The organism is Amycolatopsis halotolerans, assembly GCF_042647905.1.
GTDB classification, from domain to species: Bacteria; Actinomycetota; Actinomycetes; order Mycobacteriales; family Pseudonocardiaceae; genus Amycolatopsis; species Amycolatopsis halotolerans.
Map to the genome: position 1 here is coordinate 15148 of NZ_JBHRWI010000049.1, position 18345 is coordinate 33492.

Here is an 18345-nt window from a genome sequence, read left to right on the forward strand (position 1 = left end):
GGCTCGCGCTGCGGGATCGGCCTCGCGCTGGGCAGGACCGGTCGCATCGCTGCTCGCAGCGGAATCGGCGGGTTTAGCGGGCTCGGATGGATCGGCGGTCATGGGCCGATTCTGCCTGCGCTGCGGAAAACTTGCCTCTCCACGGCGTTTGCCGACCGAGGAACAACTCGGGGATCCGCCAGGCCGCCCGGGCAGCCACCGCCGCTATTGCCGTTGGCCAACCAATTGCCGCGCCGATCGCTCGAGAGCCCTGCGGCCTTGCCACGCCGATCGCTCGAGAGCTATGCAGCCAGTGCTGTGTCGAGGGGGACCGGTCGCAGCGGCTGACTGCCATGTGGTCAGCCGCGCTAGCCGGGCGGGGGTCAAGAACGGAGCGCGCTGCCAGCGTGCGCTCGAACTGCTTCAGGTCAATCGCGCGGCCAGAGCCGAGTCTGGGTTCTCGTGAGTGGCCATACCGGTTCCAACCGGCGTAGCCACTCACGAGACACCCCGTGGCGGCGCGGGTCACCAGGCTTGGGACAGGTCCGCGTGCTGTCGAACCCACGCGTGCATCACAATCCCCGCCGCGACGCCTGCGTTGATTGACCTCGTCGTGCCGAACTGGGCGATGGACACGACTTTCGCTGAGTCCGACTGGGCGGCTTCGGACAGGCCGGGGCCTTCCTGGCCGAACAGCAGCAGGCACTTGCGCGGCAGCTCGGCAGTCTCCACCGGCTCGGCGCCGGGCGTGTTGTCCACGGCTACCACCGTCAAGTCCTCGGCGGTGGCGAATTCCAGCAAGGTCGCGACGTCCTCGTGGTGGCGGAGGTGCTGGTAGCGGTCCGTCACCATGGCACCGCGGCGGTTCCAGCGGCGGCGGCCGACTATGTGGACCTCCGCGGCGGCGAAGGCGTTCGCGGTGCGGACGACCGTGCCGATGTTGTGGTCGTGCTGGAAGTTCTCGATCGCGACGTGGAACGGGTGCCGTCGGGTGTCCACATCGGACACGATTGCTTCGCGGCGCCAGTAGCGGTACGCGTCGACCACGTTGCGGCGGTCGCCGTTGGTCAGGAGTTCGGGGTCGTAGCGCGGGTCGTCTGGCCAGGTGCCCGGCCACGGACCGACGCCGACCTCCTCGCGGTTCACCCACTCGGTGGGGCCCGCTTCGGGTTGTTCCGTCGTCACGAAGGACGATTCTCGCTCAGCCGAGGCTGACGCCGTGCGCCGGACTGTCGTCGTGGCGGTGTCGCCAGCGCAGATACGCCCCCAGGTACGAGATCACCAGCACCGCTAGCGCCACTGCGACCACCACCGGCAGCAGCGAGCGCGGGATGACCGTCCCGTAGAGGTAGTAGGCGTTGAATCCGCCGGGCAGGTCGCCTAGCCCCTGCTGATGCCGGAAGAAATCCTCCAGCGCGGTGAGCGGGCACGGAATGGGGGTGACATTGACGAGCACGCCCCATACCGCGAAGAAAATGTGCCCGAAAATGACTTTCGGCCACCGCCAGGCAAGGAATCCGCCGAAGCCGATGAAGAGCAGGGCCAGGATGTGCACCGCCACGGTTACGTCGGCGAGAACGTGCGCGACCGTCGTGTCCACCTTCGCCCCCTTCCAGTGCACCTACCAGCGACGTTACTCCGATTACTCGCACCAGGAGCGGGAAATCGGGGGACCTCGTGTGATGTTCGACCCACCGGAGCAACGTGTTCACCCGGCAGGTAACGGAGGGATCACTCCGGGTAGGAGAGTCGCCGCGATACTCGCCACGAGGGACCCAACGCGGCGTAAACGACTCCGTTCCGTGCACGCGGGCGGAGTGCGAATGGCCGGAGAAAGCGAGTGAGAAACGCGGTTGACAAACGCGGGAAGAAGGAACCGGCGCAGTTAGCCCGGCGAGCCCGTGCCGCCGACGCCCGGCCAGAGGGTGACCGCGTTGAGCTTGAGGTCATCGGGCAGCAGGGGATCGCGGTTCGAGCCCTCCATCGTCCAGACGACCTCAGAGTCGGGATAAAGAGTCACGTCGAAGGTCACCTCAACGAGCTGCGCGAACTCGATCGAGAGCACGTCGTCGACGCCGAGAACGACTTCGTCGCCATAGGGTTCGACGTTCCAGGTCCTGGGCTTGTCGTCCTTGTTGGTCACCTGGATCCGGATCATGCGCCCCCCTGGCTCGAATGCCAGGGTACCGAAACGGGCAGGGAGCGTTCAGCCAGTGAACGCCGCTCCGTCGATGTCCGTCACCACCAGGCGAATGCGCGCGTCCGCCCACTCCGTCCCCTCGAGCAGTTCGCGCACCCGCGCCTCGGCGGCCGACAGCAAGGGCGGCAGTGGCAATCGCAGCGCCACCACCCGAACCTCCACTGACTCCGGGGTCAAATCCACCGACCCGCCAGCCGGATCGGTCGGGAGCCAGCTGATTTCCGCGGCCGCGCTCGTCGCGGGGCGAAGGCCGTCGACGGCGGACAGGGCGTCGGCGAGTCTTCCGGCCAGCGAACGCGGATCGGTCACCGCTGCCCCACTTCGATGTCCAAAATGGACACTCGGACGGCGTCCACGGAACGACCGGTCTGCGCGAGGACTTCCCGGAACACCGCGAGCTGCACCGCGCGGCCCACGGCGGCGGCTTGGTCCGCGCCCGAGATGACCACGTCGACCTCGACGGTCACGCGGTCCTCGTGGGTGCGGACCCGGACGCCGTCCGCGGGAGCCGGTTCCAGCCCCTTCCAGCGTTGCCGGGCTTCGCGGGCCCAGGCGGTCGCCAAGCCGAGCAGGCCGGGCTCCAGGCGCACGACTCCGGCGGTTTCGGCGGCCGCCCGGGCGGCGACACTCGCGATCACCGGGGCGGCGATCACGTATTCGGCGGTCATTCCCCGTCCTCGTACACGTCTTCCACCAGCAGATCCAGGCTGACCAACGAAATACCCACTCGCGAGGTCGCGGCAGCCGACACCAGTTCTCGTACGCGGGCCAACGTGTCAGCGCCGCTGGTGTTCCCCAGGCGCGTCGTGAGGGTGAGTTCGACCTCGACCTGCGCCGCGCCAGAGGGATCGACGCCGACCTTTCGCACCCGTACGCGGCGGGCGCGGACGTTGCCGGCGGAGTCGGCGGCGTAGCGGAGCACGACCGCGACGGCTTGCTCGCTCACTTCGACCGAGCCCGGTTCGGCGGCGGGAAGGTCCAGCATCTGGCCGCGACGCACCTCGGCGCGGACGGCCGACATGATCCGGCCTACCAGGTCCGGCGGGGTCGGGTCGGGCTCGTCGATCAGCTCCTGCGTCGCCGCGCGCAGGGCCAGCAGGCTTTCCCGCGCGGTGCGGCAGTGGACGCAGTCGCGCTGGTGCTCGTCGACCTCGTCCAGGTTCTCCCAGAGCCGCTCCAGTTCCCGGCCGCACGGCAATCCGTAGTCCTGGTTCACCTCCACGGCTTCATCACCTCCGCCAGCTGCGCACGGGCCCGGGCGATCCGGCCCCGGACCGCGGTGGGGTTCGCGCCGACGATCTCGCTGATCTCGTCGTACGACCGGCCGTGCACCTCACGCAACAGCCAGCACGCGCGCTGCTGCGGCGTCAGCGTCTGAAGCGCCTCGTCGAGCGCGGCGAGCTGGCCGCTGACCTGCACCGCGTGCTCGGGCTGAGTGTCGCGGCGCGGCGATTCGGCCAGGTCGAGGTCGACGTCGGCCTGCGGGCGGCGCGCCCGGATCACGTTGAGGCAGCGGTTGGTCGTTCCGCGGTACAGCCAGCCGACGAACGCCTTGTCGTCGTTCAGCTGCGCCAGCTTCCGCCACGCGCCGAGGAACGCTTCTTGCACTACGTCCTCGGCGTCGCCGCGGTGGTGCAGCATTTTCAGGGCGAGCCGGAACATCGGGCCCTGATATCGCTGCACGAGCTGTTCGTACGCGCGTACGTCGCCGTCTCGCGCGCGGCCGACGAGCGTGGCGTCGTCGAGCGGGACACTGGTCGTGGTCACGGCACCCCCTTCCGTCAGGGGGACACCGCGTGGCGGGCATTCGTCACGCACGCATTGTGAGTGACTGTGCTCACTCCCGCTCGGTTAAAGCTTCGGTGGAAGCCCTCAGTTGAGCCCGAGGTCGTCCTTGCCCAACAGGTACCGGTACTCGAGCCCGGCCTTCTCGATGGCCTCGCGCGCGCCGGTGTCGCGGTCGACGACCGTCGCGACGCCGACCACGGTGGCCCCGCCTTCGCGCAGCGCCTCGACCGCGGTGAGGACGCTGCCGCCGGTGGTGGAGGTGTCCTCGACGGCCAGCACCCGCTGCCCGCGCACCTCCACGCCCTCGATCCGGCGCTGCATCCCGTGTTCCTTGATCGCCTTGCGGACGACGAACGCGTCGAGCACGACGCCCTCGGCCGCCGCCGAGTGCAGCATCGCCAGCGCCACCGGGTCCGCGCCGAGGGTGAGCCCGCCGGTCGCGACGTAGTCCCAGTCAGCGGTGAGCTGCCGCAGCAGCTTGCCGATCAGCGGGGCGGCCGCGTGCTGCAGCGTCGCCCGCCGGAGGTCGACGTAGTAGTCGGCTTCCTTGCCCGAGGACAAGGTGACTTTGCCGTGCACGACGGCCAGTTCGCTGACCAGCCTGGCCAGTTCGAGCTTCGCAGTTTGATCCAACCCGGGGTACGCCACGGCCGAGAGTCTTACACACGCCACCGACAACTTCCGCGCGTCACTCCCCGGTCGCGACGGCCGTCACCGGACGGGTCCGGGTCGCCACCCAAGCCGGGAGGACCGCGGCGGCCAAGGCGAGCACGATCGCGGTCGCGACGATCACCAGGTAGATGGAGATCGGCCCGTCCGGCAGCACCCGGCCGGTCGCGACGAGACAGAACGGCACGATCGCGCCCGCCGACACCACGGTGCCCAGCAGGATGCCGATAGCGGCGATCAGGCCGCCTTCGCCCGCGGCCATCCGCAGCACCTGGCCACGGGTGAAGCCGCCGAGCCGCTGCAGGCCGAACTCCCGCCGGCGGCGCGAAGTCGCCATGACCAGGGTGTTCACCACGGAGATCACCGTGTAGCCGACGATCATGCCGACCAGCAGGTAGTTCACCCACGCGCCGGTCTCGTCGTTCTTGGCGTTCGCGGCGGCCAGCGTGCTCCGGTCGCCGACGGACACCGGGAGACCGGCGGTCGCGGCGGTCAGGCTTTGGGTCAGCCGGGTCTGGTCGACGCCAGGCGCGGCGCGGACGAGCACCTGCCGGGCCAGACCGGACGTGGTGTGCCCGGCGAGCAGATCGGCGGGCAGCAGGAGCTGCTCGGCCTCGGCCCGCTGGTGCACGATCGCGACGACGCGAAGGGTCCGGTCGGTCCCGTCGCCGAGACGGAGCGTGACGGAATCGCCGACGGACCGGGACGCCTCGGCGGTGTCCGGCAGCGCGACCGTCTCGCCGGTGAGGTCTGCGAGGTTGCCGCGCACGACCGTCGCGGCGTTGGTCGTCGCGTCGGTGAGGCCGAGCGCCGGGTAGCCCTTCTTGGTCTGGTTCCCGTCGAACGGCGCGGTGATGAACGCGCGGCTGGTGACGTACGGCGAGACCGCCGCGACGCCGTCCGCGTGCCGGATCCGGTCGATCGCCTCGGGGGAAATCCCGGTGGGACCCGCGACGATCGCGTCGGCACGGAGGTCTTCGGCGAAGGACTGCGCGGAAGCGGCGGTGGTCGTGGTCTGCAGGTAGATGTTGGCGGTCGCGATGCCGACGGCGAGCATGATCGGCGTGACCGCGCCGGCCACCCGGGTGGCCGCGTTGCGCGTGTTGGTGATCGCCAGCCAGCCGGTGACGCCGCTGAACAGGCGCATCGGGCCCTGCAACAGGATCGCGGTCAGCTTCGTGACGCCCGGGCTGATCATCGCGACGCCGATCGCCCACAGCATCACCGCCGGACCCGCGGTGCTCGCCGCGATGGGTCCCGTCATCACCGCGAGCGTGACGATGGCCAGCGCGGTCCCGCCGCCGAAGCACAGGATGGCGAAGATCAGCCGCAGCGGGGTCAGCCAGCCGCGCGGCACGGAGGCCTCGGCGAGCGCCTCGGTCGGCCGGATGCGGCCGACCCGGAATCCGGCCACCAGCGCGGAAATCCCGACGGCGAGCAGGGTCGCGCCCGCCGCGATGATCATCGGGATCCAGCCCTGGTGGAACTGCACGGCGGGCGAAATGAACCCGCCCGAGGTGAACTGCCCGAACAGCCACCCGCCGAACACCGGGCCCAGCGCCGCCGCGGCTCCGGTCGCGAGCACGCCGATGACCAGCGCTTCGCCGAGAACCATGCGACGCAACTGACGCGGGGTCGTGCCGATCGCGCGCAGCAGAGCCAATTCCCGCTGCCGCTGGCGCACCGACAGCATCAGCGTGCTCGCGATGACGAACACGGCGACCGAAAGGGACAGGCCGCCCGCGACACCGGACAACGGGATCAGCCGGCCGCCGCTCGCTTGTGCCTCCGGGAATTCGGCGAGTCCGCGCTCATCCCCAGTCAGCACGGAAACGCCGGAACCCAGCTGCAAAGCGGCGGGATTGTCAGTGCCGACCCCGAAATAGTCGACCTTGCCGGGGTGGCCGGAGAACTGGTCGGCCACGCTGTCGGCGAAGAACACGTCGGGACGATCGCTGACCTGAGCGACGCGGTATTGGCGCATCGACCCCTGAACAGCAATGTCCACAGTGGATCCAACCGCCACGCCACTGGCAGCGGGCAGCACCACTTCGCCGGCACGCGGCGCAGGACCGGGCAGCCGAGCGGACTCCCAGCCGTGCGCGACGAGAGGCTGCTTGCCCAGCGATACCGGGAAATTCACCTCACCGACCACAGTGGACACACCGGGCGTCGCGCGGATCGTGTCCGCCATCGACCGGTCCAGCCGGACCCGTTCCGGCAGCGTGACCGACTGCGTCTTGGGCTTCTCGGAATTCTTCCGGAGATCGAAATTCTGTTGTCCGGCAACGACAGCCGACGCCCAGGCCAGCCGATGCGGCGGGGTCGCGGACCGGATCCCGGTCTCCATCAGACCGGCGCAGGCGGACACGATCACCGCGCCGAGGAACGCGGCCACGAACGCGGCGATGAACCCGCCGGTGCGAAAACGCAAGGTGCGCAAGGCAAGACTGAACATCAGAAGCCGCCCACCGGCATCCGGTCGGCCCAGGCACCGAGGTGGGTCATGCGTTCCGCGACCGCCGCGGCGGTCGGGCGGAGCAGCTCGCCGGCGACCCGGCCGTCAGCGAGGAAGACAACCCGGTCGGCATAGGAAGCCGCGACGGGATCGTGCGTCACCATCACGACGGTCAGCCCGCCGCGCACCGATTCCGCCAGCAGGCCAAGGATTTCGCCCGCGGTCCGCGTGTCGAGCGCGCCGGTCGGCTCGTCGGCGAACAGCACCGCCGGACGGCTGACCAGCGCGCGAGCGATCGCCACCCGCTGCTGCTGGCCGCCGGACAGCTGGCCCGGCAGGTGCTTGCGCCGGTCGCTCAGCCCGACGTGCCCGAGCATCTCGGCGACGCGGCGGCGGTCCGGACGACGCCCGGCCAGCCGCAGCGGCAGCACGACGTTCTGCTCGACGGTCAGCGCGGGCAGCAGGTTGAACGCCTGGAAGACGAACCCGATCTTGTCCCGGCGCAGCTTCGTCAGCTGGGTCTCGGAGAGCTTGCCCAGCTCCTGGTCGTCGAGCAGCACCGAACCGCTGGTCGGCCGGTCGAGCCCGGCCGCGCAGTGCAGGAACGTGCTCTTGCCCGAGCCCGAGGGGCCCATCACCGCGGTGAACCCGCCGCGCGGAAAAGACAGGCTCACCCCGTCCAGTGCCGTGACCCGGCCGTATTCCTTGCGGACGGATTCGAGCCGCACCGCTTCCCCAGTCGCCATGGGGAAAACGCTATGGGTTTACGGGGGGAAACACCCTGGGGCACACACGCCGGGACGGGGTAGGGCTTTCCCTACCCCCTCAGGTGCGGCGTCGGTTGCCCAAGCCTCCGGCGAGCTTGCGCAGCACCGGCCTCGGCAGTAGTCCGCCGATCCCGACCAGGGCTTTGTACTGCAGGCTCGGCACCGAAATCACCTTGCCGCGCCGCAGGTCAGCGAGGGCTTCGTCGACGACCTGCGCCACGTCGAGCCACAGCGCCTTCGGTCCCTCCCGCTGCAGACCGGCGCGCTCGTGGAACTCGGTGTAGGTGAAGCCGGGACACAGCGCCATCATCCGCACGCCCTTCGGCAGCGACATCGCGATGCCCTCGGTGAACGACGTGACCCAGTTCTTGCTGGCGGTATAGGTCGAGCCGCGTCCTGAGAAGAAGCCAGCGACGCTGCTGACGTTGATCACGTCGCCGCGTCCGCGTTCGACCATGCCCGGCAGCGCCGCCCGGCTCAGCTGCAGCACGGCGGTCACGTTCACGTCGAGCTGGCGCTGCAGGTCCTCGGCCGGGATCTCCCAGAACTCGCCGCTCAGCCCGAAGCCCGCGTTGTTGACCAGCAGGTCGACCGGCCGGGTTTCGAGCAGCTCGGCGACCTGCTTGCGGCCGTCCACTTCGGACAGATCGGCGGACAGCACGGTCGCCTCGACGCCGTGCTGCGCGCGCAGCTGCTCGGCCAGCGCGTTCAGCCGTTCCTCGTCGCGGGCGACCAGGACGAGGTCGTGCTTCTCGGCGGCGAGCCGGCGCGCGAATTCCGCGCCGATGCCCGCGGTGGCTCCGGTGATCATGGCAGTGGTGGTCATGTGGGTGAAGCTACCCGTTTTTCAGCTGCGTTCGCCCTGGTGGCGCAGTATGGTCCGGCGCATGGGCAAGCACACCAAGCGGACGCCCGGATATCTGCCCCGGATGGCCGCCGGTGCGGCGCCCCTCGCTCTGTTGCTCGCCGGCCCGGCCGCGGCGCTGGCGGACACCCCGCGCGGGGGACTGCCGCTCGACCTGCACCAGCACGGTTCCTCCTCCGACCTGCAGTTCACCCGCGACGAGACGATGGCGACGCGTGACCTGCCCGCGTCCGCCGCGTCGAACCTGCGCCAGACGCTTGGCTCGGACACCGCCGGCCAGTCCCAGACCCACGACTTGCGGCTTGGCGAGCCGGGTCGCGCGTTCACCGGCAACGACCTCGACGTGCACCACACGCAGCCGTTCGACGGTGCGCACGTCGCCGGTCTGGACCAGTCGATGCGGCACGGCGTCCAGCTGCCGCACGGCGTCGACGCGCTTTCCAGCAGCAAGACCGGCACCGAGACCGGTCTGGCCGGCCGGTTCTCCGGCGACCTGATGAGCGGCACCCGCCTCGAACGCACCTCGGCCGACGCCGTCGACCTCGGCCCGGCGGGCTCGGTGGTCGCGAACTCCGACGAGAGCTTGCTCGGCCAGTTCACCGGCAAGCTCGACGTGGCGCGGCTGGAGTCGACCGAGCGGCACAGTGTGTCCGGCGACCTCGGCCCGGTGCACGCGCTGGCCGCGACGAGCCAGTCGACCGCCGAGCGCACGGACCGGTTCCACGGCGAACTCTCGGCGGCGGACATCGCGGCGGCGCGGACGAGTACCGCTTCTACCCTGGGTGTTCCGGTTACCCGGAGCCAGCAGGTGGGTGCCGAAGTGCTCGGAAAACCGGTCATCGACAACGGATGGACAGTTTCCGGACCGCCGTTCACCTTGTCGCCCGGCTGAGTTCACTGGCTCGCCGAGTCCGCTTTCGGCAACCGAGTCCGGACCGTTTCCGGATCGTGAAACGGTCCGTCCGGCTCCTGGCTCTGACCTGCTTGGTGTCACCCGTTCGCCGTAAGCGAGTCCGGGTTTACTTCACCCACCGTGGTTATTCGTCGGGGGAATCCCGGCTCGACCAGGTGGGGCCGCCCCCGGGAGAGTCCCCAGCGGGAGGCCCGTTTCCGCTTGGATAGCCTGCGGGGCGTGGTCGACCTCGAATCCGTTGCCGCCGAATCGGCGTCTTCGACAGCTATCGGCAAGAGCCAAGCCGGTCGTCGGGCGCGGTTGCTCGCTGCGGTTTTCGGAATCGCGGGCGCGATCCTCGCGATCGCGGTCCCGTTCCTGCCCGTCACGCTCGAGCAAACCACCCTCGACTGGCCGACCGCCCAGGGCACCAGGGCGGTGACCGCCCCGCTGACCGCGCAGGCGCCGATCTCGCTCGACGCGAAGGTCCCGTGCACGACGGCGCGGGCGCTCGACGCGCGTATCGATGGCAGCGCGGTGCTGTTCAGCACCAACCCGCCGAACTCCGGCATCGGCGTCGTCACCGGGATGGCGCTGCAGGTCGGAAACGGCCAGCTCACGCTTTCCTCACAGGGCCAGCAGCTCGGCTCGGCCCCGGTCGGCGACGGCGATTGCACGATCACCGTGCACACCGACGCGAAGCGGACGACAGCGTCCGTCGGCGGGAACCGGATCGCGGACGTCACCGACGACCACCGGCCGCAGCTCACCGGTTACTACTCAGACCTCACGAATCAGGACGACACGCACGGCCTCTCGGTCTCCGCGCAGGTCGACAACCGCTGGGCCAGCACCGCGACCGGCATCAAGCTCGCCGCCATCGTGCTGTCGGTGCTCTGCTTCATCGGCGCGGTGCTCGCGCTGTACCGCCTGGACCGGCTTTCCGGCCGACGCGCGCCCCGGCTGGCCGCGCGCGGCTGGTGGAAGCTGAAATTCCTCGACATAGCCGTGCTCGGCACGCTCGTCGTCTGGTGGCTGATCGGCGCGATGACCGCCGACGACGGCTACTTCACGACCATGGCGCGCGTCCGCGGCGACGCCGGCTACATCGGCGAGTACTACCGCTGGTTCGCCGCGCCGGACGCGCCGATGGCGTGGTTCGTCGATATCTACGCGGCGATGGCCAAGGTCAGTTCGCTCACGCCGTGGATGCGGCTGCCGTCGCTGTTGATGGGCGTCGCCTGCTGGATGCTGATCAGCCGCGGCGTGCTGCCGAGACTCGGCAGGCAGGTGCGGATCAGCAGCGCGGCCGGCTGGGCGGCGGGCGCGGTCTTCCTCGCCTTCTGGCTGCCCTACGACAACGGCCTGCGCCCGGAGAACCTGGTCGCGCTGCTTTCGCTGATCTCGATCTGCACCGTCGAACGCGCGGTCGCCACCCGGCGGCTGGGTCCGGCGGCGATCGGGCTGACCGTCGCGGCGCTGTGTGTCGCGGTCAACCCGCACGGGTTGATGGCCGTGCTGCCGTTCGTGGTCGGGCTGAAGCCGCTGGCGAAGATCGTGCTCCGGCATGCCCGCCAGTTCGGCTGGGTGCCGGTGCTCGCGCCGATCGCCGCCGCCGGGCTGGTGATTCTCACGCTGATCTTCTGCGACCAGACCCTGCGCGGCGCACTGGAATCGGTGCGGCTGCGGTCGTCGCTCGGACCGACCGGTTCCTGGTACGACGAGCTCGACCGGTACTCGATGCTGTTCAGCAACGGCCCGGACGGCTCCATGACGCGCCGGTTCCCGGTGCTGTTGATCTTCCTGTGCCTGGCGACCTGCGCGGTCGTGCTGCTGCGGCGCGGCAACATCCGCGGCGCCGCGCTCGGCCCGAGCCGTCGGCTGCTCGGCATCAGCGCACTGTCCTTTGTGGTCTTGGCGCTGGCTCCAACCAAGCACACGCACCACTTCGGCATGCTGGTCGCGGTCGGCGGACCGCTCGCCGCGCTCACCGCGTTGTCGACAAGTACGACCGTGCTGTTCTCGCGCCGCAACCGCGCGGCGTTCTTCGCGGGACTGATGGTGATCGTCGCGCTCGCTTCGACCGGGCCGAACGCCTGGTGGTACGTCTCGGCCTGGGGCGTGCCCTGGTTCGACCTGCCGCCGCAGGTGTTCGGCATCAAGCTGAGCACGATGGCGCTCGTGGCGGCGGCGGTCGCGCTGGCGATCGCGGCGATCGAGCACATGAAGCACAACGAGCACGAACCGTTCGTCCCGCCCGCGCCGGTCGCGAAGGGCGACCTGGAAAACCGCGGCCGGGCGCTGCGGCTCGGGCTTGCTCCGCTCTCGACGGTGTGCGCGATTCTGGTGCTGTTCGAGATCGGCAGCATCGCCAAGGGCATCCAGAAGCGCTGGGACACCTACAACATGGGTGCCGACAACATCCGCCAGCTGGCCGGGCAAAGCTGCGGGCTGTCCGACTACATCAAGGTCGAACGCGACCCGAAGGCCGGGCTGCTGCAAGCCGCGCCGCAGCAGCCGGAAAACGCCGCGCCCGGTTGGCAGGTGCCCGCCGACGCAGACCGCGGGGTCACCCCGAAGGACTGGCTGGCCAGCACGCAGAAGGGCTTCGTCACCAACGGCGGACTGCCGACCGAGAACGCCGACAGCTGGAACCCGCCGTACCAGTTCGGCAAGGACGGCGCCCCGATCTGGGGCAGCTACCACAAGTCCGGCGACGGCGCGGGCGACCTGCGCACCCAGTGGTACTCGGTCCCGGAGCGGGCGCGCGACGGCTCGGTGCCGATCGTTGTCGCCCTCGCGGGCAAGGCCGACGACCCGAACTCGCTGACCGCCGAATTCGGCAAGAACACCCCCGCCGGATTCCAGGTGCTCGGCCGCGAGCAGCTCGACGCGAAGAAGAAGGACACCAACTGGCGCGACGCGCGGGTCAGCGTGCCCGAGGGCGCGGACCAGGTGCGGATCGTGGCGAAGGGCCGCGGGCTCGGCAGCGACGGCTGGGTCGCGTTCAGCGCGCCGCGGGCGCCGAAAATCGCGAAGATGACCGACGTCGTCGGGCAGGACCCGGTGTTCCTGGAATGGGCCGCCGCCGCGCAGCACCCGTGCCTGCGCCCGTCGTCGATCCACAACGGGATCGCCGAGGTGCCGAAGTACCGGATCAGCGCGGGCGACGACCTGCGCACGGTCGGCAAGTACTGGTCCTCGCCGGCGGGCGGCGGGTCGTTCGTGTGGATGAACGTGGCCACCCAGATGCAGGCGCTGCCGACGTATCTGGAAGGCGACGTCGAGCGGGACTGGGGCACGTTGTACGAGGTGACTCCCGAGGTCTCGAACGCGCTTCCGGCTTCGGCGGCGTTGCATCAGCAGTCGGTGACGCATTCCGGGATCTGGTCGCCCGGGCCGTTGGCCAAGCCTGCCAACCCGACCGGCGAGTCGTAAGTCCGTGAGGGGAACCCTGAGGAACTCTGATTCCCTGAGGGTTCCCCTCACGGACGTTCAGCCCCGGTACCGGGTGAACTGCTCGTTCATGATCAAAAACGCGCCGAGCCCGTGGAAGTCGTTGGTCAGCCGTTTGCGCGCGAAGTAGAAATTCAGGTCGCCGACGTTCGTTCCTTCGCAAATGTCGGCGAGATTCGCCAGCCCGTCGGACCCGATCGACACCTTCTGCAGCACCCCGGCATAGCCGCGCTGAGCGACCGGGGCGTAGGACGCGGGCAAATATCCGCGTTCGATGGCGCGGGAAACGGTGAACGCGTACATCGAGGACGCGGACGTCTCGAGCCAGTTCCCGGCGTCGCCGCCGTGGTCGACCACCTGATACCACCGGCCGGTCCGCGGATCCTGGAACCGGCGGTAGCCCTCGGCGAGGAACTTGACGATCCCGATCAGCTCCGGCCGTCGCGGATGGTCCGCGGGCAGCACCTCGAGGATGTCGATCGCGGCCATCCCGAACCAGCCGATCGCGCGGGCCCAGTGGAAGCTGGAGTGCTTGCCGGGGCCGGTCGCCCACGGCTGGGTGCCGCTTTCGTCGTAGGCGTGGTAGATCAGGCCCTTCGCGGGCTCCTTGAGGTGTCCGAAGTAGACGGATAGGTTCTTGGCGGATTCCTCGTAGCAGTAGGTCGGATCGTCGAAAACCTTGCCGTACAACGCGAGGAACGGCTGCGCCATGTACACCCCGTCGCCCCACAGCTGGTGCTGACGGCTGACCGCGTGCCACATCCCGCCGTCGCTCGTGCGCGGGTAGGTCTCGAAGCGTTTGCGCAGTTGGTCGGCGGCTTTGCGATACTTAGCGTCGCCGGTTTCGTTGTACAGCAACGGAAGCATCTGGCAGGCGCGCATCGAGTCGAGGCTGCTGAAGCTGTTGGAGATGCCGTCGGCGGTGATGAAACGGTCGTACCAGGCGACTAGGTAGTCGAGGTACTTTTGTTCCTTCGTTCGCCGGTAGAAGAGGTATTGGCCGTAGAAGTAGAGGCCGAGCGGGTAGCTCCAGCCGCCGATGGACGCCGGGGTGTAGCGCTTCATGGTGGAGTCGATGACGGCGCGGGACCAGTCGCGCGCGGTGCCCGCCGCCGCGACTCCGGGCAGCGCGAGCGTGCCGAGCGCCGCCGCGGTCCCGGCGAGTACCGATCTTCTCGAGAGGGACATGCGGTGTCCTTCCTGCTGTCGGCGGCGGCGGGAAAGAGTTGTCGAACGACCTCTACTCGCCGGTGGAGCGGTCCGGCAAGGTTCCTGTCCGGGTTGTCCGCCGTGATCGCTGGATAGGCGCAGCGGGCCGTCCGGTCAGCGGGAACCTGTCCGCAATGGACACCTGAGCCGGGCGATTAGCCGATATGTCGACGTAACCTGGACGGTTCCGGCCAAACGGGGCGCGCCGACACGGTGCCGCCGTCCGGGTAGGAGGGCTCGGCAGCGATACCCTGACCGGCGTGGGTATCTCGGCGTGGATCTGGTTCGTCATCGCCGCCGTCGCGCTGGTGGCGGGGCTCGGCCTGCTCTTCGCGGACCGGGCCAGGGAAGGCTCGCGCAACCGTGAGCGGCAGCGCTGGGCCCAGTTGCGCGGCTGGCAGTTCGTGGAAGAGGACGAACGGCTGCCCCGGCAGTGGTCGGGGGGCGCGATCGGCTACTTCGGAGCCGACGCGGCGGTGAACGTCGTCGCGGGCTCCACCTTCACCTCCGACGGCCGCCGTCCGGTGTTCATCTTCGACATCGAGTCGCAAGGCCAGGTGCCCGCGGTGGTCGTGGCCGTGCGCTGCAACAAGACGCACCGGGTGCCGGTCGAGATGTGGCTGTCGAGCGTGCCGTTCCAGCGCGAGAACATGCCGGAGATGCTCGGCCCGATCGGCCAGCGCTACGCCTTCGCGGACGATTCCGAGGGGGCTCGCCAGGTCATCACCCAGGATCTCGTCGACGCGGCTGACCAGCTGGGCGGCGACGTCGGGGTGGCGTGGCTGGAGAACGAGTGGGTGCTGGCGAGCGTGGTGCCGGGGGCCGGGCCGTCGCGGCTTGAGCGGCTGCTGCGCGATCTGGGCGAGATCGCGGACATCGTGGACCCGTTTGACGAGGATTACGACTCGAACCGCACTTGGACGCCTTCCGCGGGCACTCCGACGAGCGCTCCTTCTCCGGCGGACACCCAGGCGACGCGGCCGGTCGACACTCGCGCGGTCGAGACGTCGGCTCCTTCTCCGGCGGATACGCGGGCTACTGAGCGGCAGCCTTCGCCGCCCGCACCGCGGACTCCGCCTCCGGGCGGTGGCGCGACTCCGGTGTCACCGGCGCGTCCGGCGGAACCTGAGCGCGGGGAAGACGGCTGAGAGCTTGAGACGGGAACCGCCCGGTCGCGTTGCTGCGGCCGGGCGGTTTCGCGTTCGGGGCCGGTGATGAAAGTACGTGAGGGGAACCCTGAGGGACTCTGAGTCCGTCAGGGTTCCCCTCACGTACCGCCGGGCGAGTGGCCCGCGCCGCGAAAGCACCCAAACGCAGTGAAGGGCTCCTTGAGGGAATCTGATTCCTTCAAGGAGCCCTTCACGGACCGTCCGAGTGTCAGACCCGCGACACCTTCAGCGTGTCCCCGGTCTCCAGCTCAGGCAGGTCCACCCGCACGGTGTCCCCGTCCCGGACCTCACCGGACAGCAGCTGCTTAGCCAGCTGGTCCCCGATCGCCGACTGCACCAGGCGACGCAGCGGACGCGCGCCGTAAATCGGGTCGAAGCCGTTCAGAGCCAGCCACTCCCGGGCGCCATCCGTCACCTCGAGGTGCAACCTGCGCTGGGCGAGCCGCTTCGCCAGCCGGGCGACCTGGATGTCCACAATGGACGTCAGTTGCTCGGTGCCGAGTGCGTGGAAGACCACGATGTCGTCCAGCCGGTTCAGGAACTCCGGCTTGAACTGCCGCTGCACGACCTCCATCACCGCGTCGCGGCGTTGGCGTTCGTCGAGCGACGGGTCCGCGATCGCTTGCGAGCCGAGGTTCGACGTCAGGATCAGGATGGTGTTGCGGAAGTCCACCGTCCGGCCCTGGCCGTCGGTCAGCCGCCCGTCGTCGAGGACCTGCAGGAGCACGTCGAACACGTCCGGGTGCGCCTTTTCGACCTCGTCCAGCAGCACCACCGTGTACGGGCGGCGCCGGACGGCTTCGGTCAGCTGGCCGCCCTGGTCGTAGCCGACGTAACCCGGAGGCGCACCGACCAGCCTGGCCACCGAGTGCTTCTCGGAGTACTCGCTCATGTCGATGCGCTGCATCGCGCGTTCGTCGTCGAACAGGAACTCCGCCAGCGCCTTCGCCAGCTCGGTCTTGCCGACACCGGTCGGGCCGAGGAACAGGAACGAGCCGGTCGGCCGGTCCGGGTCCGCGACGCCCGCCCGCGCCCGCCGTACGGCATCCGCGACGACCTGCACCGCTTGATCCTGGCCGATGACGCGGCGGTTCAGCTCCTCCTCCATCCGGAGCAGCTTGCCCGTCTCGCCTTCCAGCAGACGTCCGGCGGGGATGCCGGTCCACGCGCTGACCACGTCGGCGACGTCGTCCGCGCCCACCTCTTCCTTCAGCATGACGTTCTGCTTGCTGGCCTCGTTCGCGGCCATCGCGGCCTCGAACTCCTTCTCCAGCACCGGAATCCGGCCGTACCGCAACTCGGCGGCCTTGCCGAGGTCGCCGTCGCGTTCGGCGCGTTCCGATTCGCCGCGCAGTTGCTCCAGTTGCTCCTTCAGCTCACGGACGGTCTCGATCGAGCCCTTCTCGTTCTGCCAACGCGCGGTCAGCGCGGTGAGTTCCTCGCGTTTCTCGGCGAGTTCGGCACGAAGGGCGGTCAGCCGTTCCAAAGAGGCCGCATCGTCCTCTTTGGACAGTGCCATCTCTTCGATCTCCATGCGCCGCACGGCCCGCTCGACCTCGTCGATCTCCACCGGACGCGAGTCGATCTCCATGCGGATCTTCGACGCGGCCTCGTCGACCAGGTCGATCGCCTTGTCCGGCAAGAACCGAGCGGTGATGTAGCGGTCCGACAGCGTCGCGGCGGCCACCAGCGCGGCGTCCGTGATCCGGACGCCGTGGTGCACCTCGTAGCGCTCCTTCAGCCCGCGCAGGATCGCGATGGTGTCCTCCGGCGACGGCTCGCCGACCAGCACCTGCTGGAAACGCCGCTCCAGCGCGGGGTCCTTCTCGATGTGCTGGCGGTACTCGTCGAGCGTGGTCGCGCCGACCATCCGCAGCTCGCCACGAGCGAGCATCGGCTTGATCATGTTGCCCGCGTCCATCGCGCCCTCGCCGGTCGCGCCCGCGCCGACGATGGTGTGCAGCTCGTCGATGAACGTGATGACCTGGCCCGCGGAGTCGGTGATCTCCTTGAGGACGGCCTTCAACCGCTCTTCGAACTCGCCGCGGAACTTGGCTCCGGCCACCATCGACCCGAGGTCGAGTGCGACCACTCGCTTGCCGCGCAACGATTCCGGCACGTCGCCCGCGACGATCCGCTGGGCGAGGCCCTCGACGATCGCCGTCTTGCCGACGCCCGGTTCGCCGATCAGCACCGGGTTGTTCTTGGTACGCCGGGAAAGCACCTGCACGACACGGCGGATCTCGGTGTCGCGGCCGATGACCGGGTCGAGTTCGCCCGAACGCGCCCGATCGGTCAGGTCGACGCCGTACTTCTCCAGCGCCTTGAACGTGCTTTCGGGATCCGCGCTGGTGATCCGGGCCGACCCGCGCACCTTCGCGAACGCCTCGCGCAGCGCGTCCGGCGTGGCGCCGTGCCGCTTGAGCAGGTCCGCGACCTGAGCCCCTTCGGTGGCGAGGCCGACCAGCAGGTGTTCGGTCGACACGTACTCGTCACCCAGTTCGGTGGCGAGCTTCTGCGCCTGCGTGAGCGACTTGACCGCGGGCGCGTCGAACTGCGGCGTCGACACGGTCGCGCCGGTCGCCGACGGCAGCCCGTTGATGATCGGCTCGAGCTCCTTGTGCACGGTCTCCGGGTCCGCCCCGACCGCGGTCAGCAGCGGCGCGGTGGTCCCGTCACCCTGCGCCAGCAGGGCGCCCAGCAAATGGGCGGCCGACACGTGCGGGTTGCCGGCCACGGTGGCCGCCTGCGCCGCGGACGAGATCGCCTGCTGGGTCTTCGTGGTCGGGTTGAAAGCGTCCATCCCTCACCTCATGCGTTCGTGGAAATACCTGGTGACAGGCCCGACCAAGGCCCGTCGACAGGTATAACGTCAGCAAAGTTGAGTCTGTTC

The 18345-nt window shown here is 69.4% G+C and carries 15 protein-coding genes and 1 pseudogene; 3 read left to right on the forward strand and 13 right to left on the reverse strand.

Annotated features, from left to right (window positions below; translation table 11 throughout):
• Positions 1-504: 504 nt before the first annotated feature.
• The 11 genes from ACFORO_RS33800 to ACFORO_RS33850 all read right to left on the reverse strand — a co-directional run bounded on the left by ACFORO_RS33800 (position 505) and on the right by ACFORO_RS33850 (position 8687).
• The gene (locus ACFORO_RS33800) at positions 505-1164 is read right to left on the reverse strand and encodes a TrmH family RNA methyltransferase (protein ID WP_377871197.1); all 660 of its coding nucleotides are present in this window, start codon (positions 1162-1164) and stop codon (positions 505-507) included.
• A gap of 16 nt (positions 1165-1180) precedes the next feature.
• Positions 1181-1579 (reverse strand): DUF2784 domain-containing protein, encoded by a 399-nt coding sequence (locus tag ACFORO_RS33805; RefSeq protein WP_354740756.1) that lies wholly within the window; start codon positions 1577-1579, stop codon positions 1181-1183.
• Between the two features lie 285 nt (positions 1580-1864).
• The gene (locus ACFORO_RS33810; protein WP_377871198.1) at positions 1865-2137 is read right to left on the reverse strand and encodes a hypothetical protein; all 273 of its coding nucleotides are present in this window, start codon (positions 2135-2137) and stop codon (positions 1865-1867) included.
• A gap of 48 nt (positions 2138-2185) precedes the next feature.
• Positions 2186-2488 carry a hypothetical protein gene (locus ACFORO_RS33815; RefSeq protein ID WP_377871199.1) on the reverse strand — a complete coding sequence of 101 codons (303 nt, stop codon included), beginning with the start codon at positions 2486-2488 and terminating at the stop codon, positions 2186-2188.
• Complete coding sequence (locus tag ACFORO_RS33820) at positions 2485-2847, reverse strand: Asp23/Gls24 family envelope stress response protein (RefSeq protein WP_354740750.1); 363 nt, start codon at positions 2845-2847, stop codon at positions 2485-2487. Before ACFORO_RS33820 ends, ACFORO_RS33815 begins: the two co-directional genes overlap by 4 nt.
• The gene (locus tag ACFORO_RS33825) at positions 2844-3401 is read right to left on the reverse strand and encodes an Asp23/Gls24 family envelope stress response protein (RefSeq protein ID WP_354740748.1); all 558 of its coding nucleotides are present in this window, start codon (positions 3399-3401) and stop codon (positions 2844-2846) included. The genes ACFORO_RS33820 and ACFORO_RS33825 overlap by 4 nt, the downstream gene beginning before the upstream one ends.
• The gene (locus ACFORO_RS33830) at positions 3392-3946 is read right to left on the reverse strand and encodes an RNA polymerase sigma factor (RefSeq protein ID WP_354740746.1); all 555 of its coding nucleotides are present in this window, start codon (positions 3944-3946) and stop codon (positions 3392-3394) included. The genes ACFORO_RS33825 and ACFORO_RS33830 overlap by 10 nt, the downstream gene beginning before the upstream one ends.
• A 105-nt stretch (positions 3947-4051) precedes the next feature.
• Positions 4052-4615, reverse strand: a complete 564-nt coding sequence (gene pyrE, locus ACFORO_RS33835) for an orotate phosphoribosyltransferase (protein WP_116201197.1) — start codon at positions 4613-4615, stop codon at positions 4052-4054.
• A gap of 40 nt (positions 4616-4655) precedes the next feature.
• On the reverse strand, positions 4656-7070 hold the full coding sequence (locus tag ACFORO_RS33840) for an ABC transporter permease (RefSeq protein WP_449224225.1): 2415 nt from the start codon (positions 7068-7070) through the stop codon (positions 4656-4658).
• A gap of 23 nt (positions 7071-7093) precedes the next feature.
• Positions 7094-7840 (reverse strand): ABC transporter ATP-binding protein, encoded by a 747-nt coding sequence (locus ACFORO_RS33845; protein WP_377871202.1) that lies wholly within the window; start codon positions 7838-7840, stop codon positions 7094-7096.
• 79 nt (positions 7841-7919) lie between these two features.
• A complete protein-coding gene (locus ACFORO_RS33850) occupies positions 7920-8687 on the reverse strand; it encodes an SDR family NAD(P)-dependent oxidoreductase (RefSeq protein WP_377871203.1) in 768 nt (255 codons plus the stop codon).
• A gap of 61 nt (positions 8688-8748) precedes the next feature.
• On the opposite strand from ACFORO_RS33850, the gene ACFORO_RS33855 reads away from it, so the two are divergent.
• Together ACFORO_RS33855 and ACFORO_RS33860 are read left to right on the forward strand one after the other, a co-directional pair.
• Positions 8749-9618: a hypothetical protein gene (locus ACFORO_RS33855; protein WP_377871204.1), complete on the forward strand. Its 870-nt coding sequence runs from the start codon at positions 8749-8751 to the stop codon at positions 9616-9618.
• Between the two features lie 240 nt (positions 9619-9858).
• Entirely contained in the window at positions 9859-13056 is a 3198-nt protein-coding gene (locus ACFORO_RS33860; protein ID WP_377871205.1) for an arabinosyltransferase domain-containing protein, read from the forward strand.
• Between the two features lie 57 nt (positions 13057-13113).
• Here ACFORO_RS33860 and ACFORO_RS33865 read toward each other — a convergent pair whose 3' ends face one another.
• Positions 13114-14262, reverse strand: a complete 1149-nt coding sequence (locus tag ACFORO_RS33865; RefSeq protein ID WP_377871206.1) for a glycoside hydrolase family 88/105 protein — start codon at positions 14260-14262, stop codon at positions 13114-13116.
• Between the two features lie 281 nt (positions 14263-14543).
• On the opposite strand from ACFORO_RS33865, the pseudogene ACFORO_RS33870 reads away from it, so the two are divergent.
• A pseudogene (locus ACFORO_RS33870) lies at positions 14544-15239 on the forward strand (hypothetical protein); the annotation flags it as partial.
• Positions 15240-15660: 421 nt separating this feature from the next.
• Here ACFORO_RS33870 and clpB read toward each other — a convergent pair.
• On the reverse strand, positions 15661-18255 hold the full coding sequence (clpB, locus tag ACFORO_RS33875; protein WP_377871208.1) for an ATP-dependent chaperone ClpB: 2595 nt from the start codon (positions 18253-18255) through the stop codon (positions 15661-15663).
• Positions 18256-18345: the final 90 nt, after the last annotated feature.